The sequence below is a fragment of the Arthrobacter sp. PAMC25284 genome (genome assembly GCF_019443425.1).
In the GTDB taxonomy this organism is placed as follows: Bacteria; Actinomycetota; Actinomycetes; order Actinomycetales; family Micrococcaceae; genus Arthrobacter; species Arthrobacter oryzae_A.
Genome location: NZ_CP080382.1, coordinates 1126553 through 1145223, shown reverse-complemented (window position 1 = coordinate 1145223; position 18671 = coordinate 1126553). Strand labels below are relative to the sequence as shown.

Sequence of the window (18671 nt, the reverse complement as noted above, 5' to 3'; positions counted from 1 at the left end):
GGGTGCCGCAGGCGGTGTCGACGCCGCCGGCCCGGGTCGCTGCCTGCGCTGGCCTCAGCGGCCGGCCAGGGTCAACGCCTGCTGGTGTTCGCGGTCCAGGAGGCGTTCCTTGATGGCCAGGCCCCAGCGGAAGCCGCCCAGGCTGCCATCGGTCCGGATGACCCGGTGGCAGGGCACAAACAGGGCAGCGGCGTTGAAAGCGCAGGCGCTGGCCGCAGCCCGGACGGCTTTGGGGTTGCCGGACAACTGTGCGTACTCCGTGTATGTCACCGGCCGTCCCGGTGCCACGGTCCGCAGCATCTCCCAGGCATGACTGCGGAACGGGCCGGACTTCTGCTGCACCGCGACGTCCATGGCGGGATTTGGGTCGCCCGCGTAGAACGCGTCAACAGCCGCGGAGATGGCGCCGAGGCCTGCGACGTCCTCGTAGCCGTCGGGCAGCAGATCGGTATGAATCTGGCCGGTCAGCTCGCCGGGGATGGCGGTCCAGCCTGAAGCCAGCACGGCGCCTTCGCAGGCAATGATGGTGAAGGGACCGTCCGGGGTGGACAGGGTCAGCAGCTGGGCTTTCACAGGATCGCTTTCGTTCGATTTGACGGTGGAGTGAGGGGCGGCGCCGGGGCGGCCGCCGCGGGCCGTTTCCGGTCTGCGGCGTGCGCGGCGGCTGCGGCGGCCCAGAGGTGCATGGTGGCGTAGGACCGCCAGGGGCTGACCTCGCGGAAATCGGGCGACAGCGGCCCGTCGCGATGCCCGCCGGGTTGCAGCTGTTGGGTCCCCTGTTGAAGGGTTGCCGGCTCGTTGGCAGCCGGTCCGGGGACGGACGTGTGCAGGGCGCGGATGCCGTTGCGGACGGCCGCGTCGTTGGCGAGAAAAACATCCGGGGCGCCGATGACCCGCATCGCGACGTAACCGACCGTCCACGGCCCAATGCCGGCCAGGGGCTGGAGCTTCGCGGCTAATCCAGGGAGGTCATCGCCGTAGCCGAAATCAAGTTCGCCGGCCGCCATGGCCGTTGCGGCGCCGCGGATGGAGTCGATCCGGCGCTGCGGGCCGCGGAGCAGTCCGAAGCCGGCTCCGGCAATCTGCCCGGCGCTGGGAAACAGCCGATGCAGCCCGTCGGCAGGCACCAGGCAGTCGCTGCCGCACGCCGAAAGTTGCGTGAGCGCCGTGCGGGCGGCTGCCACGGTAATTTGCTGCCCAATCATGGCCCTGATGAGGAGCTCCTGCGGATCGACTGCCCCGGGCATCCGCATGCCGGGCGTGCGTGCAACGCGCGCCGCGAGCCGCGGATCTGTGGCAAGGGACCCGTCTATGGCGACCGGATCGGCGTCGAGGTCCAGCAATCGCCTGACCCGGCTGAGCAGGGAGGCGAGGTCGCGCAGGTCGACGGCGCCGATGGTCAGGACAAGCGGCCGCCCGTCCGCGTCGGCGTCGTAGTCAACCCGGAACCGGGCATCGCCGTGGGCGAGCCGCAGCGTCCGGGCATAGGACCGCGACGATCCTTCCTCGATTCCCGGGATGGCCCGGACGGCGAGGAAGTCGAACACCCCCGGATCGAACGGCTCGCGGTAGGGGAGGTTCAGTGTCAGCGCCGTGGAGGCAGCCGGCGCCCGGCGGTGCCGCGCCGTGGCGCGAAGGGCCGAAGGCGTCATGGCGAACACATCGCCGATCGTGCCGTTGAACTGGCGCACGCTGCTGAAACCGGCGGCAAAAGCCACGTCGGCTATCGGCATTTCGGTTGACACCAGCAGGGTGCGGGCCGTTTGGGCGCGGCTGGCCCGCGCGAGGGAGAGCGGACCGGCACCCAATTCGTGCGTGAGGATCCGGTTGAGCTGCCGGGACGAATAGCCGAGCCGCGACGCCAGTCCTTCTACACCGTCGCGGTTGATCACGCCGTCGCCTATCAGGCGCATGGCCCGTCCCGCAATGTCGGACCGGAGGTTCCAGGCAGGCGTTCCCGGCACTGCTTCGGGCAGGCAGCGTTTGCAGGCGCGGTACCCGGCATCGTGGGCTGCGGCGGAGGTTTCGTAGAACGTGACATTGCCCGCTTTCGGCGTCCGGGCCGGACACGACGGCCGGCAGTAAATTCCCGTTGTCCGGACGGCAGTGTAGAACTGCCCGTCGAAACGGGTGTCCCGGGCATCAATTGCCCGGTAGCGTTGCCAAAAGTCCATGATCCCATCCTGTCAGGTCCCGGGACTGCCTGCTAGCGGGAATCGGACACGGCCGTGCAGCCTGCTGTGGCGGACTTGTAGAGTCTGATCATGAGCTCCCTGCCTCTTCCGTTACCGCCGCCGGACCGTGGCGGGAGCCGAACGGGCAGCATGGACCTGCGTGAGGTGCTGTCCACGGATGCCCGGCACCTTGCGCCCCTGTTCCTGGGGGCCGTCCTGACGCACGAGGGACGCGAAGGCGCTGTGTCGGTGCGCATCACCGAAGTTGAGGCCTACCTCGGGCCACGTAACTCCCTGCATCCTGACCCCGGATCACACACGTTCCGCGGCCCGACGGCCAGGAACGCGCCCATGTTCGGACCCGCCGGACACCTCTACGTCTACTTCACCTACGGAATGCACTTCTGCGCCAACATCGTCTGCGGGCCCGAGGGAGTCGCGTCTGCGCTGCTGCTGCGGGCCGGCGAGGTACTGGCGGGGCAGGACCTGGCACGGGCCCGGCGGCCGACGTCGAAATCGGAGCAGGACCTCGCGAGCGGACCAGCGCGACTGGCAACCGCGCTGGGCCTGACCACGGCGGACAGCGGCCGGGACGCCCTCAGCGCGCCCTTCCGGCTGGTACTGCCGCCGGCCGCGGAGGGAAGCGCCGGGGCCCGCATCAGCTCCGGTCCCCGGGTGGGGGTCGCCGGGGCCGGCGGTACCGACGAGTTTCCGTGGCGGTTCTGGCTCACCGGCGATCCGACGGTGTCCCGTTACCGGGCTGCGAAAAACCGTCGGCCATAGCCGCCACCAAGTAGGGTGGATGGGTGAATCACAACGAGTCGGACCCGACCAGACCAGCAGCGCCGGTGGGAGAGCGGATCAGCAGCCTCTGCGCCACTATCCCGGACTATCCCAAACCGGGGGTCAGCTTCAAGGACTTGACTCCCGTCTTTGCCGACGCCGCCGCGCTGAAGGCCGTCGTCGATGCCCTGATTGAACCGTTCAAAGGCCACTTCGACGCCGTCGCCGGCGTCGAAGCCCGCGGCTTCCTGCTCGCGTCCGCCGCGGCCTATGCCGCCGGAACCGGCGTCATTACCGTCAGGAAGGCCGGCAAGCTCCCGCGCGAGGTGGTCGCTGAGGATTACACACTGGAATACGGAACCGCCACCCTGGAACTTCACACCACGGACCTCGCACCCGGGAGCCGGGTCCTGATCCTCGACGATGTGCTCGCCACCGGCGGCACACTCGGCGCCACCGTCAGGCTGTTCGAACGCTGCGGCGTCCACGTCGCCGGGGTGGGCGTTGTCCTGGAAATCGATGCCCTGAACGGCCGCGGGGCACTGCCCGGACAACAGATCCACTCGCTGCTGCACCTGTAGCTGATCACGGGCGGGCTGGACGATCCCGGCCATATCGGTAGAATTTCCCGACAAATGCCGCGATGAGGTGTTTCAGACGGGTCAACCGAAATGGTTGTAGAATGGTTGGTCCGTCTTTTTCGATAGGGGAACGCTCGATGCACGACGCTGATTTGGCCCATGAACGCGACTATGTTGCGGGGTTGTACGCCCGGCTCGATGAGTTGCGGGCAGAGAAGCGCGCCCAGTTGGCGCAGGTGCGACGTGCCGGCGCCGTGGGCACCATGCAGAATGTCTCAGAACGTGACGCCTTCGCTGCACTCTACGAGGACCGCCTCGCCCAGCTCGACGCTGTCGACGACCGCCTCGTGTTCGGCCGTCTCGACCTGGACTCAGGCGAGGAGCAGTACATCGGCCGCATCGGCCTGACCACCGAGGACCTCCAACGCCTCATGGTGGACTGGCGGGCACCGGAAGCCGGCCACTTCTACCAGGCCACCGCCTTCGACCGGCAGGGCGTCCGGCGCCGCCGCCACCTGATTCTGCAGGGACGGACCGTCAAAGCGATCGAAGACGACGTCCTCGACGCCGGCATGCTCGCGGACAATGACTCCCTGCAGGGTGAAGGCGCGCTGCTGGCCGCGCTTAATTCCAAGCGGACCGGCCGGATGTCCGATATCGTCGGCACCATCCAGTCCGAGCAGGACCGGATCATCCGCTCGTCGATCTCCGGGGCGCTCGTCGTCCAGGGCGGACCGGGCACCGGCAAGACCGCCGTTGCCCTGCACCGGGCCGCCTACCTGCTCTACACGCACCGGGAACGGCTCAAGACCGCCGGCGTGTTGCTCGTCGGTCCCTCGTCGTCGTTTATGAACTACATCGAACGTGTTCTGCCCTCGCTGGGCGAAACAGGCGTTGTTATGGCCAGCGTGGGCCGGTTGATGCCCGGGATTACCACAGTCGCCGAGCCGGAATCCGACGTCGCGGCCGTCAAGGGGCGCCTGGACATGGCCGACGTCGTGGCCAACGCCGTCGCCAACCGGCAGCGCACCCCGCCGGCCGACCGCATCCTCGAGGTCGACGGACGCAAGCTCGTCCTGACACCCCGGCAGGTCCGCCGTGCGCGGGACAGGGCCCGCGCGACCGGCAAACCGCACAACGAGGCGCGCGTCTCCTTTGTCAAGATGCTGCTGCGCGAACTGACCGAACAGATGACCGAACTGGTCGAAGCTGGAAACATCGGCAACAACGCGGACCGCTCGTATCTCGCAGAGGACGTCCGGTCTGCCCGCGATGTCCGGATTGCACTGAACCTGTGCTGGATGCCGATGACTCCCGAAAAGCTCATCGACGAACTGTTGAGCAAGCCAGCGATCCTGGAGGCCTGCACACCGAACCTGACCCCGGCAGAGCGTGCACTTCTGCTCCGGCCCGCCGGCGCACCCTGGACCGAGTCCGATGTTCCGCTGCTGGACGAAGCAGCCGAACTCCTCGGCGAACTGGACGCCGCAGCCGGACGGGGGCTGGCACAACAGGAATCCGATCGCGCCCGCGACCTGGCCAATGCCAAACAGACCCTGGTCAATATGGAGACTGCGGGCGTTGATGTCCTCATCACGGCCGAGGAACTGATGGACCAGAACCAAGAGCGCGAGACCCGTCTCACCGCCGCTGAACGCGCCACCACCGACCGCAGCTGGGCCTTCGGCCACATCGTGGTGGACGAGGCACAGGAGCTCTCGCCGATGCAGTGGCGGCTGCTGGTCCGCCGCTGCCCGCTGAAATCCTTTACGATCGTGGGCGACATCGCCCAGACCAGCTCAGTTGCCGGCGCCAACTCCTGGCAGAGTGCCCTTGCTCCGATGTTTGGTGACCGCTGGCAGCTTGAGGAGCTAACGGTCAACTACCGCACGCCGTCCCAGATCGCTGAAGCTGCGGCCCGGATGGCCACTGCCGCCGGCCTGGTTGTCTCGGCGCCCAAGGCTGTTCGCGAAGGCCGATGGGACCCGGTCATCGACCGGGTCGACGCGGATCAGATCGTGAGCCGGCTCGTCGAAGTGCTGCCCGAAGAGCTCGCCGCCATTGAAGGCGGACTGCTTGCCGTCATTGCCGACGGCCCGTTGCTGCCTGCGGCCGGCAAGGCGTTGCGCGAGGTCTACGGCCGCCGCGTCGGCACCGGCGCCGGCAGCTACGCCCAGGACATCGTGGTGATCAGCCCGCGGGAAGCCAAGGGTCTGGAGTTCGACGGCGTTGTGGTCCTGGAGCCGACGGCGATGCTCAACCATGAGCACGGCCGGGTCGGGGACCTGTATGTTGCCATGACCAGGCCCACCCAGCGGCTGCGGCTCATCGCTGCCGCCGGGGTGCCGGCCGGCATCGAGGACTGAACCGGAACGTCCGCCGGCAGCGTCACGGGCGCTGCCGGCGAGCCGATCCTGCTAACTTAGATTCCGTGTCCCAGCTAATTGATCTTGATATCCAACAGAATGACCCCAGCTTCGCCAACGTCTGGCAGGAGTTGAAATGGCGTGGACTTGTTCACGTCTCCACGGATGAGGCGGAGCTGGAAAAGCTGCTCGCCGGCGATCCGATCACGTATTACTGCGGTTTCGATCCGACGGCGCCGAGCCTGCACCTGGGCAACCTCGTGCAGTTGCTGTTGATGCGCAGGATCCAGCTCGCCGGCCACAACCCGCTCGGACTGGTTGGTGGTTCGACCGGACTGATCGGTGATCCCCGCCCGACTGCGGAGCGCACGCTCAACACCAAGGACACCGTCACCGAGTGGGTGGGCTACCTGCAGGCGCAGGTCCGCCGGTTCCTCAGCTTCGACGGCGCGAATGCCGCCCGGATGGTTAACAACCTGGACTGGACCGCACCGCTCAGCGCCATCGACTTCCTGCGTGAGATCGGTAAGCACTACCGCGTCGGCACCATGCTGCGCAAGGACGCCGTGGCCTCACGGCTCGGCTCTGACGAGGGAATCAGCTACACGGAGTTCAGTTACCAGATCCTGCAGGGCATGGACTACCTCCAGCTCTTCCGCGACTACGGCTGCGCTCTGCAGACCGGCGGCTCGGACCAGTGGGGCAACCTGACGAGCGGCACGGAGCTCATCCGCAAGGTTGAGGGCAAGCACGTCCACGCCCTGGGCACGCCGCTCATCACCAACTCCGACGGAACCAAGTTCGGCAAGAGCGAAGGCAACGCCATCTGGCTGGACCCGGAGATGTGCAGCCCGTACGCGTTCTACCAGTTCTGGCTCAACACTGCCGACGCCGACGTCGCCGCCCGGCTGAAGGTCTTCACGTTCCTGGGCAGGGCCGAGATCGAGGCGCTGGAGCTCTCCGTGGCTGAACGGCCGTTTGCGCGGGAGGGCCAGCGCAAGCTGGCCTATGATGTGACCTCGCTTGTCCACGGTGTGGATGCAACGGAAAAGGTCATCGCGGCGTCGGCCGCCTTATTCGGTAACGGCGACCTCACCGAACTGGACGAGTCCACGCTGAAGGCGGCCACGTCCGAACTGCCGTCCGCCACCGTCGATGCCAGCGGGCTCGGAATCATTGACCTCCTTGTTGCCTCCGGCCTGTCCGAGAGCAAGTCCGCTGCCCGCCGGACTGTGGGTGAAGGCGGAGCCTACGTCAACAACGTCAAAGTCTCCGATCCCGATGCTGTCATTGAGTCCGGACAGCTCCTGCACGGACGGTACCTGCTGCTCCGCCGCGGCAAAAAGAACCTGGCCACCGTGGAGGTTTCGGCTTCCTGACCAGGCCGTTCCGGACGTCGCCCGCACGCTCCTTCCCATGCCGTTTGCGCGGCAGGGGAGGAGCGTGTAGTCTTTTCTGAGTCGCCACCACTGAGTGGTGACTAACCCCAACAAAACATAAGGCAAAAGTTTTAGCGCTCGGCGCTTAAATAATAATTAGCCTTACTATTTTGCTGGATAAATTTGCCCCGCCGAGTGAATTCCGGATGAATATCTTGGATTTGCAAAGTGGAAATGAATGAAATAAGATCGAAACATCGCAGCGAAGAAAACGAAACAAAATGAATTGTTTCGCAAGTATTCGAATGTGTCTGTTGTTTGAGAACTCAATAGTGTGCCAAGTTTGTTGATACCAATTTATTGTATTGAATTGGTTGAATGTGCTGGATCCGCCACCCCGTGGTGTGGTCTGGTGTTTTTGGCTGGTTTCAAATTTTGTGCAGCCGGCGTTCCCGTTTTCCCGGGGGCGTGTGGTTGTGTCTGTTTTTGTTTTACTTCAACGGAGAGTTTGATCCTGGCTCAGGATGAACGCTGGCGGCGTGCTTAACACATGCAAGTCGAACGATGATCTCCAGCTTGCTGGGGGGATTAGTGGCGAACGGGTGAGTAACACGTGAGTAACCTGCCCTTAACTCTGGGATAAGCCTGGGAAACTGGGTCTAATACCGGATATGACTCCTCATCGCATGGTGGGGGGTGGAAAGCTTTATTGTGGTTTTGGATGGACTCGCGGCCTATCAGCTTGTTGGTGAGGTAATGGCTCACCAAGGCGACGACGGGTAGCCGGCCTGAGAGGGTGACCGGCCACACTGGGACTGAGACACGGCCCAGACTCCTACGGGAGGCAGCAGTGGGGAATATTGCACAATGGGCGCAAGCCTGATGCAGCGACGCCGCGTGAGGGATGACGGCCTTCGGGTTGTAAACCTCTTTCAGTAGGGAAGAAGCGAAAGTGACGGTACCTGCAGAAGAAGCGCCGGCTAACTACGTGCCAGCAGCCGCGGTAATACGTAGGGCGCAAGCGTTATCCGGAATTATTGGGCGTAAAGAGCTCGTAGGCGGTTTGTCGCGTCTGCCGTGAAAGTCCGGGGCTCAACTCCGGATCTGCGGTGGGTACGGGCAGACTAGAGTGATGTAGGGGAGACTGGAATTCCTGGTGTAGCGGTGAAATGCGCAGATATCAGGAGGAACACCGATGGCGAAGGCAGGTCTCTGGGCATTAACTGACGCTGAGGAGCGAAAGCATGGGGAGCGAACAGGATTAGATACCCTGGTAGTCCATGCCGTAAACGTTGGGCACTAGGTGTGGGGGACATTCCACGTTTTCCGCGCCGTAGCTAACGCATTAAGTGCCCCGCCTGGGGAGTACGGCCGCAAGGCTAAAACTCAAAGGAATTGACGGGGGCCCGCACAAGCGGCGGAGCATGCGGATTAATTCGATGCAACGCGAAGAACCTTACCAAGGCTTGACATGGACCGGACCGGGCTGGAAACAGTCCTTCCCCTTTGGGGCCGGTTCACAGGTGGTGCATGGTTGTCGTCAGCTCGTGTCGTGAGATGTTGGGTTAAGTCCCGCAACGAGCGCAACCCTCGTTCCATGTTGCCAGCGCGTAATGGCGGGGACTCATGGGAGACTGCCGGGGTCAACTCGGAGGAAGGTGGGGACGACGTCAAATCATCATGCCCCTTATGTCTTGGGCTTCACGCATGCTACAATGGCCGGTACAAAGGGTTGCGATACTGTGAGGTGGAGCTAATCCCAAAAAGCCGGTCTCAGTTCGGATTGGGGTCTGCAACTCGACCCCATGAAGTCGGAGTCGCTAGTAATCGCAGATCAGCAACGCTGCGGTGAATACGTTCCCGGGCCTTGTACACACCGCCCGTCAAGTCACGAAAGTTGGTAACACCCGAAGCCGGTGGCCTAACCCCTTGTGGGAGGGAGCTGTCGAAGGTGGGACTGGCGATTGGGACTAAGTCGTAACAAGGTAGCCGTACCGGAAGGTGCGGCTGGATCACCTCCTTTCTAAGGAGCACCTACAATCACCGTGCCTCATGTATGTGGGTGTGGCGGGGTTGTCAGGAGTATATGCCCGTTGCGCAGACGCTAGTTCTGCGGCGGGTGCTCACGGGTGGAATATCAACAAGTAGCGGCCGCGTGTTTGTCTGCGGCACCCAGTACGGCGGGTCTCTTCCTTTGGGGAGGGTCCGGCCTGGAACGGTGCGGCTCATGGATGGGTGGTTTCGTGTTTGGCACACTGTTGGGTCCTGAGACAACAGGACCGGATGTTGTGGCGGGTGTGTTCTTTTCCTTCGGGGGAGGGGCGGGCCGGCTGCGGGGTCCGGGACTTCTGTTTCTGGTTTCCTGGCTGCACCGATGATGCACGTTTGTGTGTGTGGGGTGTGTGGTACGGGGTTGTTGTTTGAGAACTACATAGTGGACGCGAGCATCTTTTATAAGAAGCAATTTCCAAGAATATGAACCTGGATCTGTCCCGGGCGCCTTTCGGGGTGTTTGGGGTGGTTTTCGTGGTTCTCTCGAAAATAGCGTTTTATTGATCTTTTGTGGTCAAGTTTTTAAGAGCACACGGTGGATGCCTTGGCATTAGGAGCCGAAGAAGGACGTAGGAATCTGCGATAAGCCTGGGGGAGTCGATAACCGGACTGTGATCCCAGGGTGTCCGAATGGGGAAACCCCGCCAGACGCGCGAGTGATCTGGTGACCCGCATCTGAACACATAGGGTGCGTGGAGGGAACGCGGGGAAGTGAAACATCTCAGTACCCGCAGGAAGAGAAAACAATAGTGATTCCGTCAGTAGTGGCGAGCGAACGCGGATCAGGCTAAACCGTTCCATGTGTGATAGCCGGCGGGCGTTGCATGGTCGGGGTTGTGGGACTTTCCGTTCCAGCTCTGCCGGGCTGGGAAGGTGAGAGTGTGGACATAGGTGAACGGTCTTGAAAGGCCGGCCGTAGAGGGTGTGAGCCCCGTAACCGAAATGTTGTGCACCGCCTGGAGAGTATCCCAAGTAGCACGGGGCCCGAGAAATCCCGTGTGAATCTGTCAGGACCACCTGATAAGCCTAAATACTCCCTAATGACCGATAGCGGACCAGTACCGTGAGGGAAAGGTGAAAAGTACCCCGGGAGGGGAGTGAAACAGTACCTGAAACCGTGTGCTTACAATCCGTCGGAGCAGTCTTAGTTACTGTGACGGCGTGCCTTTTGAAGAATGAGCCTGCGAGTTAGTGTTACGTCGCGAGGTTAACCCGTGTGGGGAAGCCGTAGCGAAAGCGAGTCTGAATAGGGCGTTGCAGTGGCGTGATCTAGACCCGAAGCGAAGTGATCTACCCATGGCCAGGTTGAAGCGACGGTAAGACGTCGTGGAGGACCGAACCCACTTCAGTTGAAAATGGAGGGGATGAGCTGTGGGTAGGGGTGAAAGGCCAATCAAACTTCGTGATAGCTGGTTCTCCCCGAAATGCATTTAGGTGCAGCGTTGCGTGTTTCTTACCGGAGGTAGAGCTACTGGATGGCTAATGGGCCCTACAAGGTTACTGACGTCAGCCAAACTCCGAATGCCGGTAAGTGAGAGCGCAGCAGTGAGACTGTGGGGGATAAGCTTCATAGTCGAGAGGGAAACAGCCCAGACCACCAACTAAGGCCCCTAAGCGTGTGCTAAGTGGGAAAGGATGTGGAGTTGCGAAGACAACCAGGAGGTTGGCTTAGAAGCAGCCATCCTTAAAAGAGTGCGTAATAGCTCACTGGTCAAGTGATTCCGCGCCGACAATGTAGCGGGGCTCAAGTACACCGCCGAAGTTGTGGATTTCAGATAATAGCCAAGCCGCTCCCTTGTGGGGTTGGTTCAGGCGTCTGGAGTGGTAGGGGAGCGTCGTGTGGGCAGTGAAGTCGCGGTGTAAACCAGCGGTGGAGCCTACACGAGTGAGAATGCAGGCATGAGTAGCGAAAGACGGGTGAGAAACCCGTCCGCCGAATGATCAAGGGTTCCAGGGTCAAGCTAATCTGCCCTGGGTAAGTCGGGACCTAAGGCGAGGCCGACAGGCGTAGTCGATGGACAACGGGTTGATATTCCCGTACCGGCGAAAAACCGCCCATGCTGAACAGGGGATACTAACCGCCCGAAACCTGCCCGATCGCCCTTGTGGTGTGAGGGTTTTGGTGGAGCGCGGGACCTGATCCTGGGAGGCAAGCGTATTAACAGGTGTGACGCAGGAAGGTAGCCGAGCCGGGCGATGGTTGTCCCGGTCTAAGGATGTAGGGCGAACGGTAGGCAAATCCGCCGTTCATGATGCCTGAGATCTGATGGGACTCCCGTAAGGGGGGATTCGGTGATCCTATGCTGCCAAGAAAAGCATCGACGCGAGGTTTTAGCCGCCCGTACCCCAAACCGACACAGGTGATCAGGTAGAGAATACTAAGGCGATCGAGAGAATTATGGTTAAGGAACTCGGCAAAATGCCCCCGTAACTTCGGGAGAAGGGGGGGCCCCCCATCGTGATGGACACTAGCTGTCCGGAGCGTGCAGGGGCCGCAGAGACCAGGGGGAAGCGACTGTTTACTAAAAACACAGGTCCGTGCGAAGTCGCAAGACGATGTATACGGACTGACTCCTGCCCGGTGCTGGAAGGTTAAGAGGACCGGTTAGCCGCAAGGCGAAGCTGAGAATTTAAGCCCCAGTAAACGGCGGTGGTAACTATAACCATCCTAAGGTAGCGAAATTCCTTGTCGGGTAAGTTCCGACCTGCACGAATGGAGTAACGACTTCCCCGCTGTCTCAACCATAAACTCGGCGAAATTGCAGTACGAGTAAAGATGCTCGTTACGCGCAGCAGGACGGAAAGACCCCGAGACCTTTACTATAGTTTGGTATTGGTGTTCGGAGTGGCTTGTGTAGGATAGGTGGGAGACGTTGAAACCCGGACGCCAGTTCGGGTGGAGTCATCGTTGAAATACCACTCTGGTCACTTTGGACATCTAACTTCGGCCCGTAATCCGGGTCAGGGACAGTGCCTGATGGGTAGTTTAACTGGGGCGGTTGCCTCCTAAAAAGTAACGGAGGCGCCCAAAGGTTCCCTCAGCCTGGTTGGCAATCAGGTGTCGAGTGTAAGTGCACAAGGGAGCTTGACTGTGAGAGAGACATCTCAAGCAGGGACGAAAGTCGGGACTAGTGATCCGGCGGTACATTGTGGAATGGCCGTCGCTCAACGGATAAAAGGTACCTCGGGGATAACAGGCTGATCTTGCCCAAGAGTCCATATCGACGGCATGGTTTGGCACCTCGATGTCGGCTCGTCGCATCCTGGGGCTGGAGTAGGTCCCAAGGGTTGGGCTGTTCGCCCATTAAAGCGGTACGCGAGCTGGGTTTAGAACGTCGTGAGACAGTTCGGTCCCTATCCGCTGCGCGCGCAGGAAATTTGAGAAGGGCTGTCCTTAGTACGAGAGGACCGGGACGGACGAACCTCTGGTGTGTCAGTTGTACTGCCAAGTGCACCGCTGATTAGCTACGTTCGGATGGGATAACCGCTGAAAGCATCTAAGCGGGAAGCTCGCTTCGAGATGAGATTTCCATACACCTTGTGTGTGAGAGGCCCCCCAGCCAGACCACTGGGTTGATAGGCCGGATGTGGAAGCGAGGACTAACGACTCGTGAAGCTGACCGGTACTAATAGGCCGATAACTTACACCACACACTCCTCCCCGTGAACGGATTCAAAAGACGTTCACACCACGGGAAGAGTAAAGAAACAAGATACGCTTGCGTCCACTATGTGGTTCCCAACCAACAAACCCGCCACGGGTTTCGTTGCCTGGTGAACCAACAACAAAATAACAACACCACACCACCCCCACACACAACGGGGGCGGACGTGGACAGGTTGTAACCACAACTTTCCCCACCCCGGCCATGCCAGGATGCGGGACATAAGGTTACGGCGGTCACAGCGTGGGGGAAACGCCCGGTCCCATCCCGAACCCGGAAGCTAAGACCCACAGCGCCGATGGTACTGCACCCGGGAGGGTGTGGGAGAGTAGGACGCCGCCGGACAACCATTAACAGGTCGAGAGCCTCCAACCACCAGGTTGGAGGCTCTCCCTCATTTAACCACCACGCAGACGCAACGGGGTTGACCGCACGGATAGCCGATATTCAACCCTGACCACCATCTCCGGCGGCCTCGAAACCTCCCAGGCTCGGGCCCCAGACACGCCGTGATCAACGTAGAAGTCGTCGCGTCGGAGGCCGGCGGCCAGAAGGTCCGCATGTTGCCGCTCGGCGGATTGCTGCCGCGTCGAAACCCGTGCGTAGCCGATCGGCTTCGTCCATGGCGGCTCCGATGCGTGGCGTAAATGACGGTGCAGACAGCAATTTATGCAGAGGATTTCGGGCTCTTCAAGGTTCTTGGGGAAATGGATTCCCGGATGAGTGTCATGCCGCCGTCCTGACGGCACTTCTCATGAGAATAACCGATTTGTAGTTTCCGGCGTTTCGGTAGCCGCGTGCGGTGCGTTTGATGTGCTTGATGCTGGTGTTGTTGGCCTCGACCTTGCCCGTGGTGGCGCCGGTGACGATGAGGACCTCGATCTCGTTCCACCACCGGCAGACGGTGCGGTAAAGCTTGTCTGTTTCGGGCCGTCCGGCCTCCTGAACCCGCATGTTGAGTTCCTCTTTTGCGGCCGCGGCGTCGGCCAGGGAGTCGGTGCGCAACAGCGCCCTGAGCTGCTCCTTGACCTTCCACACGGCTTGGAGCTTGCCGGTCGGGTCGTCGGCGGCGAAGACCTCAGCCAGCCGGTGGGCCGCCGTCTTGGAGAGCGCGTCGCCAGCCCGCAGGAGCAGCATCCGGTGGGCCCAGGCCTTGTCCACGCCGCGGCCGCGGCGTCCCTTGACCTGCTGGGACAGGTTCTGCCGGGCCTCTGTCATGGCCTGGTTGCCGAGGGAGACCAGATGGAAATGGTCAACCGCGACAGCGGTGCGCGGGAGCCACATCCTCAACGCTTTGCGGAACGCGGCAGAGGGGTCGATCGCGACGACCTGGACCCCCAGACGCCACTCCAGCGGGCGGGCGAAGAGCCAGTCGCCGACGCCCTTGTGGTCCCTGCCATCGACCACGCCCAGGACCTGCCCTGTGTCCAGATCAACGATCGTCGTCATCCACGGCTCGTGCCGGATCCACGAACTGGACTCAGAGTCACGGAAGAACCGCACGGACCGGAACCTGTGCTCGTCGATACCCAGCATCCGCGGACTGAGCTCATCCACCTCGGGCAGCGTGAGCAAGCAAGCCTCGGTCAATGCGGCGCGGACCAACCACCAGGACACCGCGAACGCCGTGCCCGGTCCACGGCCCGGCCGGAATTGATGACCGCATCAACAACCTGGTCCCGGAGCCGGGCCGTGGACCGGGCACGGCGCGGGACCTGGGCGGTGGATTCGAAGAACGACAGCCGCGGACAGGCCGGCTCCTCGCAGTGCCAGCGGTACTTGGACCAGAGGACCTGGACGGCGCCGGCTACGGGGATGTCCCGGATCCGCTGGAAGCGTCGTTCCTTCCGCCGCGTCGCCACGACACCGCAGCTGGGGCAGCCCGGTGGCTGATCCGTTTCGACAATGACCCGGCGCCTGCCGTCGTCCAGAACGGTCGCGGAGATGACTCGGTAGTCGGGCAGGTTGAAGATGCTGGTGGCAGCGTCGGACGCCACAACGATAGGCTCAGTCAAGGCTCGTGGTCCTGTTCCGGTTGAATGCTTAGACACACTCATCCCAGCAGGGCCACGGGCCCCTTCTTTAGCTACGACACGGAATCAATTCCCCACGAACCACGAAGAGCCCGAAAACCACTCCGGCGAGGCCGTGATTGCGAAGTCATCCGGCAGATCCCAGGTCGGCAGCCCCTCGACGAGGTCAACGACTTGGTCCTCGGGCATGGCAATCGCCGCGTTGACCGCTCAGAACCGCTCGATTGCTCCGGGCACTTCCAGACTCCCCGGAGTAACTGCGCGCACGCGAGCGGTTGCCTTCCGCGGAATCACGGGTTTTTTCGGCATGGGGTCATAAGCCCCGGCGATCCCGCCAGAATCGAGGGCTGCTGACCCCGTCCTCACGCAAGCGCCCAGGCGACGTCGTAGCCGGCGGATTTTTGGAGGTTGTTCCGCGCCCGGTCGTAGCGGCCACGCCTGATGACCCTACCGCCGAGGGCGCTAGGGGTGCTCGACGGCTTCGGCTTCGTCGAGCCATTCCACCGGCTCCTTGCCCAGGCCGGCGGCGATGGCAGTCGCAGTCTCGCGCCAGGCTGACATATTCAGGCCGAGGACGACCTGTCACGATTCCGTGAAAATAGGGCATGTCAGTTCTCGAAGTAGCTTGCACGGATTATCCGAAGTCGTCTGCACGACACCGGCTCGCGCTGTACTCAGCTCAGAATCGATCCCGTTCCTGGGCTAAGGGACATTCGTAGAGCAGCGCACCGCTGCCAAAATTTCAGCTGCTTAAATTAGCCGGGATGCACTGCTGACCTGGCAGCAGACTGCAGGTCTCGGTGAATCAGCACTTCCGACAGCGAACGAAAGGAACAGATGATGCCGCTCAATCTGTCCGAGTTAAGCTACCACGGGAGACCTGGGCAAGGCTGCTCAGCGACCCCGAGGACCGCGGAAAGCCCGCCCAGGCGTACATCTAATCGGTCGGCGGGAAGCTTCATGGCTTTGGTACGCCTTTGGCGCCCACGACGGCTATAACTTATGGGAAGCTCCGGACAACGTGTCCATGGCCGGGGTCGCACTGGCAATCAGTGGAGGCGGTGCACTGAGCTCGTTCGAAACGACAGTGCTTTTGACCGTCGAGGAATCGATGGAGGCCATGGCGAAAGCCGGGCAGATTAAGTACAGGCCTTTCGGCACGTGATATTTCCGGCGCACGCGCGCCATGGCCAGGCCCGCGTTGTTTCGGTGGTCCTAGGCGATGACTGCGCGGGCGCGGGCCGGCAGCTGGGCCGGTTTAAAGTATTGCCGGGCTTCGCCTCCAGTGCCGGGGAGAATCAGCACTTGCGTTCCGTGGCCGGCCGGGTCAACGTGGAAGGGTGTTCTGTTGGCTTCCACCAGGACGGCGCCACCACTTGTGCTCATCATCCTCGCCACAATACGGATCAGGCACCTCAGGTTTCGTCCATTCTCCACGGCCGGAAGAGGGCTGCGTCCGTGGACCAGCGACCCCGGGCCGCTGGACCCCTCGAACACAGCATCCACTGGACAACAGGCGTTCAGCCGGCGCGCGAGGTTATGGAGATCACAGCGCCGACAAATACAGGAAGTGCTGCGGCCGACGCCAGAACAACCGCTCCTGCCCCAACCCATGCCGGCACGCGGCTTTGGCGGTTCGAACGCAGACGGGAGACCGGAATGACGCTCATCCAAATGAGGAGCAGGATGGCGCCGATGCCGACGGCAAGACCGGCCGGGGGAAAGGCGACGCAACCAAGAAACAGCGGGAGGTAGTTCTTGAACGACTTACCGCCCCACAGTGGCACCCGCTCGCTCCACCAGCCTGCCGCTGCAGCAACCACTGCACCATGCAGGACCGCAAGCCCGCCAAACAATGCGACCGCCAGCCAACCGGGTTCCACGATATCGAAATCGATGTTGTCCGCACGCAAGGGATCCACCAGCGCACCCAGCCACACAAGGATGAGAACGCCGAGCAACGGCCCGGCCCAGCGCCCAGGCGGCAGCCAGCGGCGCAGAACAACATACAACAAAGCGGCGCAGTAACCAGCCGGAAGTCCTGCGAATAGCAGCAGAGCCAAAGACCCCTCAATTGTTGGGAAGCCGACGATGAAATCGGCTTCAGTGAGCCGGCCCTGGGCCGCATCCGGCGACGTGAGCGCCAAAACACGCATGGCAAGTCGCCCTCCCGGCCATGCGGCCAGCACTGCGGAAACCAGTGCTGAAAACGATACAACGTCAGCCCACCAGAAGTACCGGCGGAACGCCCGCAGCTTAGCTTCTGTGCGGGCCTCCGTGCGTTCAGCCCGGGTGTGGACGATTTCAAGTTGAACATCCAATGAGGTCTCGTCAAGCGGCTCCCGGATGCGTTGGCTTCCCCACAGAACTACCACGGAGACCCCGCCCAGCAAGAGAACGGTGCACCCAACCACGACTGCCACAGCCATTATGAATCACCACCAGGGAACGATGAAAACCATTGTGCTCCCGGCGGCTGGCCCTGGCCATAGCCGGCGCGCCGCACTTCGCCGTGACCTGGCACGCCCGGCACCGCGGCTGAGGTTGGCTGCAGAGTTCTCTCGAGCGTGTCGCTTGCACGCGTACTTGTTGTAGGTGACGGGCCGTCCGCCGGAGGATCACCTGGGTTTCCGGTTCGTCTTCTGGTGGTCCTTTTCGGGCATGACGCATTCAATGCCACGCCCGCGCAGGCTGCTCCGGATTCCCTTGGAGGAGCGGGCTTTGCCGGCGGCAGCCCCGGTCCGGGCGGGGGCGGGGCCGTCCGGGACCAACCCGTTCAACCTTCACAGCGCCCACGAGGTTCTCAAACATGGGCGAGTTCCCGCCTTGGGTCCCATCCGCGCCTACGCGAGTGCGATCTGTGGAGTCAATACCGACCGGCCGCGGACTCTGTTCCGGCTGCCGGCAGAGGCAGATTTTTTGGCCAGGACATCGCGGCCGTAGAGGCCGGCCCGGAGGCGCCAACCTTCTTGCCGTGGCTGCAGAGATGGCACAGCGGCACGGCGCGCCGCTGTGCGCAGTGACCGTCGGCCCGGATGGAACAGGGCAGGACAGCGCTTGCCGGCTCCCGGGTTTTCTCCTCCGGGACGGCGCGCAATGCGGTGAAGTGTCGTGTCCTTCCGGTCTGGCGTCAAAACATCATGAGGACGAAGCCAGCCAGGGTGCACAGGATGCCGACGGCGGTTAGGATCCAGCCGACGGCCAGGACGGGGTTGTCGTTCCGGGGTTTGCGGATGCTCCACCGGGCAGGATGGCAGATGTCGTAGTAGAGGAGGATTTCATCGCCGGTTTCCAATCCGCGGGTTTGTTCGGCGGTGTGCAGGGAAAGGTGTGGTGTGTTCGCGTCATCTGACCAGCGGAACCCTTTGAACCCCCCGGCTTCGTAAACCTCGGCTGTGGCGGTGGTCCACGGGCATCGGCGTTTGGTGATGGCCCAGCCGACGATGAGTAGCGGAATGCCGGGGACGAAGGCCACCCAGCTCATCAGCTCCAGGACGGGGCCAAGAAATTCTGCGGGCTCTGGCATGGTCTGATTTTATGCTTGTGCTGCCCAAGCGCAGGGGGACCACTTTCACTCAAGTTCAAACCTTGGACGGCTTCCTTACAAAATAAGTAGCCGGGCCGGCCCGGAAGCCGCC

Annotated in this window: 13 protein-coding genes, 3 rRNA genes and 1 pseudogene; 8 read left to right on the top strand and 9 right to left on the bottom strand. The window is 62.4% G+C overall.

The window, feature by feature from the left end; all coding sequences use genetic code 11:
- Window positions 1–54: 54 nt before the first annotated feature.
- Both KY499_RS05370 and KY499_RS05365 read right to left on the bottom strand, forming a co-directional pair.
- Window positions 55–573 (bottom strand): methylated-DNA--[protein]-cysteine S-methyltransferase, encoded by a 519-nt coding sequence (locus KY499_RS05370; RefSeq protein WP_123255428.1) that lies wholly within the window; start codon window positions 571–573, stop codon window positions 55–57.
- Window positions 570–2174 carry a DNA-3-methyladenine glycosylase 2 family protein gene (locus KY499_RS05365; protein ID WP_219886386.1) on the bottom strand — a complete coding sequence of 535 codons (1605 nt, stop codon included), beginning with the start codon at window positions 2172–2174 and terminating at the stop codon, window positions 570–572. The genes KY499_RS05370 and KY499_RS05365 overlap by 4 nt, the downstream gene beginning before the upstream one ends.
- Before the next feature lie 150 nt (window positions 2175–2324).
- Here KY499_RS05365 and KY499_RS05360 point away from each other — a divergent pair, with 150 nt between their 5' ends.
- The 7 genes from KY499_RS05360 to rrf all read left to right on the top strand — a co-directional run bounded on the left by KY499_RS05360 (window position 2325) and on the right by rrf (window position 13345).
- Window positions 2325–2957 (top strand): DNA-3-methyladenine glycosylase, encoded by a 633-nt coding sequence (locus KY499_RS05360; protein WP_258191063.1) that lies wholly within the window; start codon window positions 2325–2327, stop codon window positions 2955–2957.
- A gap of 23 nt (window positions 2958–2980) precedes the next feature.
- Complete coding sequence (locus KY499_RS05355) at window positions 2981–3538, top strand: adenine phosphoribosyltransferase (protein WP_123255431.1); 558 nt, start codon at window positions 2981–2983, stop codon at window positions 3536–3538.
- A 137-nt stretch (window positions 3539–3675) separates the two neighbouring features.
- Complete coding sequence (locus KY499_RS05350) at window positions 3676–5904, top strand: AAA family ATPase (protein WP_123255432.1); 2229 nt, start codon at window positions 3676–3678, stop codon at window positions 5902–5904.
- A gap of 65 nt (window positions 5905–5969) precedes the next feature.
- Complete coding sequence (tyrS, locus tag KY499_RS05345) at window positions 5970–7283, top strand: tyrosine--tRNA ligase (RefSeq protein ID WP_219886383.1); 1314 nt, start codon at window positions 5970–5972, stop codon at window positions 7281–7283.
- A 496-nt stretch (window positions 7284–7779) separates the two neighbouring features.
- A 16S ribosomal RNA gene (locus tag KY499_RS05340) occupies window positions 7780–9306 on the top strand.
- Between the two features lie 541 nt (window positions 9307–9847).
- Window positions 9848–12986 (top strand): 23S ribosomal RNA (locus tag KY499_RS05335).
- Between the two features lie 242 nt (window positions 12987–13228).
- Window positions 13229–13345 (top strand): 5S ribosomal RNA (gene rrf / locus KY499_RS05330).
- Together the 16S, 23S and 5S rRNA genes form the textbook arrangement of a ribosomal RNA operon.
- A gap of 125 nt (window positions 13346–13470) precedes the next feature.
- Here rrf and KY499_RS05325 read toward each other — a convergent pair.
- The 4 genes and pseudogenes from KY499_RS05325 to KY499_RS18070 all read right to left on the bottom strand — a co-directional run.
- Window positions 13471–13659 (bottom strand): annotated as a pseudogene (locus KY499_RS05325) (recombinase family protein); the annotation flags it as partial.
- Between the two features lie 67 nt (window positions 13660–13726).
- On the bottom strand, window positions 13727–14617 hold the full coding sequence (locus KY499_RS05320; protein WP_258190977.1) for an ISL3 family transposase: 891 nt from the start codon (window positions 14615–14617) through the stop codon (window positions 13727–13729).
- Window positions 14587–15015, bottom strand: a complete 429-nt coding sequence (locus KY499_RS18075) for a transposase family protein (RefSeq protein ID WP_258190976.1) — start codon at window positions 15013–15015, stop codon at window positions 14587–14589. Before KY499_RS18075 ends, KY499_RS05320 begins: the two co-directional genes overlap by 31 nt.
- Before the next feature lie 84 nt (window positions 15016–15099).
- Window positions 15100–15222 (bottom strand): hypothetical protein, encoded by a 123-nt coding sequence (locus KY499_RS18070; protein ID WP_258190975.1) that lies wholly within the window; start codon window positions 15220–15222, stop codon window positions 15100–15102.
- Window positions 15223–16054: 832 nt separating this feature from the next.
- On the opposite strand from KY499_RS18070, the gene KY499_RS18065 reads away from it, so the two are divergent.
- Window positions 16055–16198 carry a hypothetical protein gene (locus KY499_RS18065; protein WP_258190974.1) on the top strand — a complete coding sequence of 48 codons (144 nt, stop codon included), beginning with the start codon at window positions 16055–16057 and terminating at the stop codon, window positions 16196–16198.
- A 50-nt stretch (window positions 16199–16248) separates the two neighbouring features.
- Here the strand turns inward: KY499_RS18065 and KY499_RS05310 are convergent, their stop codons facing one another.
- The 3 genes from KY499_RS05310 to KY499_RS05300 form a co-directional block, all read right to left on the bottom strand.
- Complete coding sequence (locus KY499_RS05310) at window positions 16249–16422, bottom strand: hypothetical protein (RefSeq protein ID WP_219886382.1); 174 nt, start codon at window positions 16420–16422, stop codon at window positions 16249–16251.
- Between the two features lie 131 nt (window positions 16423–16553).
- Window positions 16554–17462, bottom strand: a complete 909-nt coding sequence (locus KY499_RS05305; RefSeq protein WP_219886381.1) for a hypothetical protein — start codon at window positions 17460–17462, stop codon at window positions 16554–16556.
- Between the two features lie 701 nt (window positions 17463–18163).
- A complete protein-coding gene (locus KY499_RS05300) occupies window positions 18164–18559 on the bottom strand; it encodes a hypothetical protein (RefSeq protein WP_123254012.1) in 396 nt (131 codons plus the stop codon).
- Between the last annotated feature and the right edge of the window lie 112 nt (window positions 18560–18671).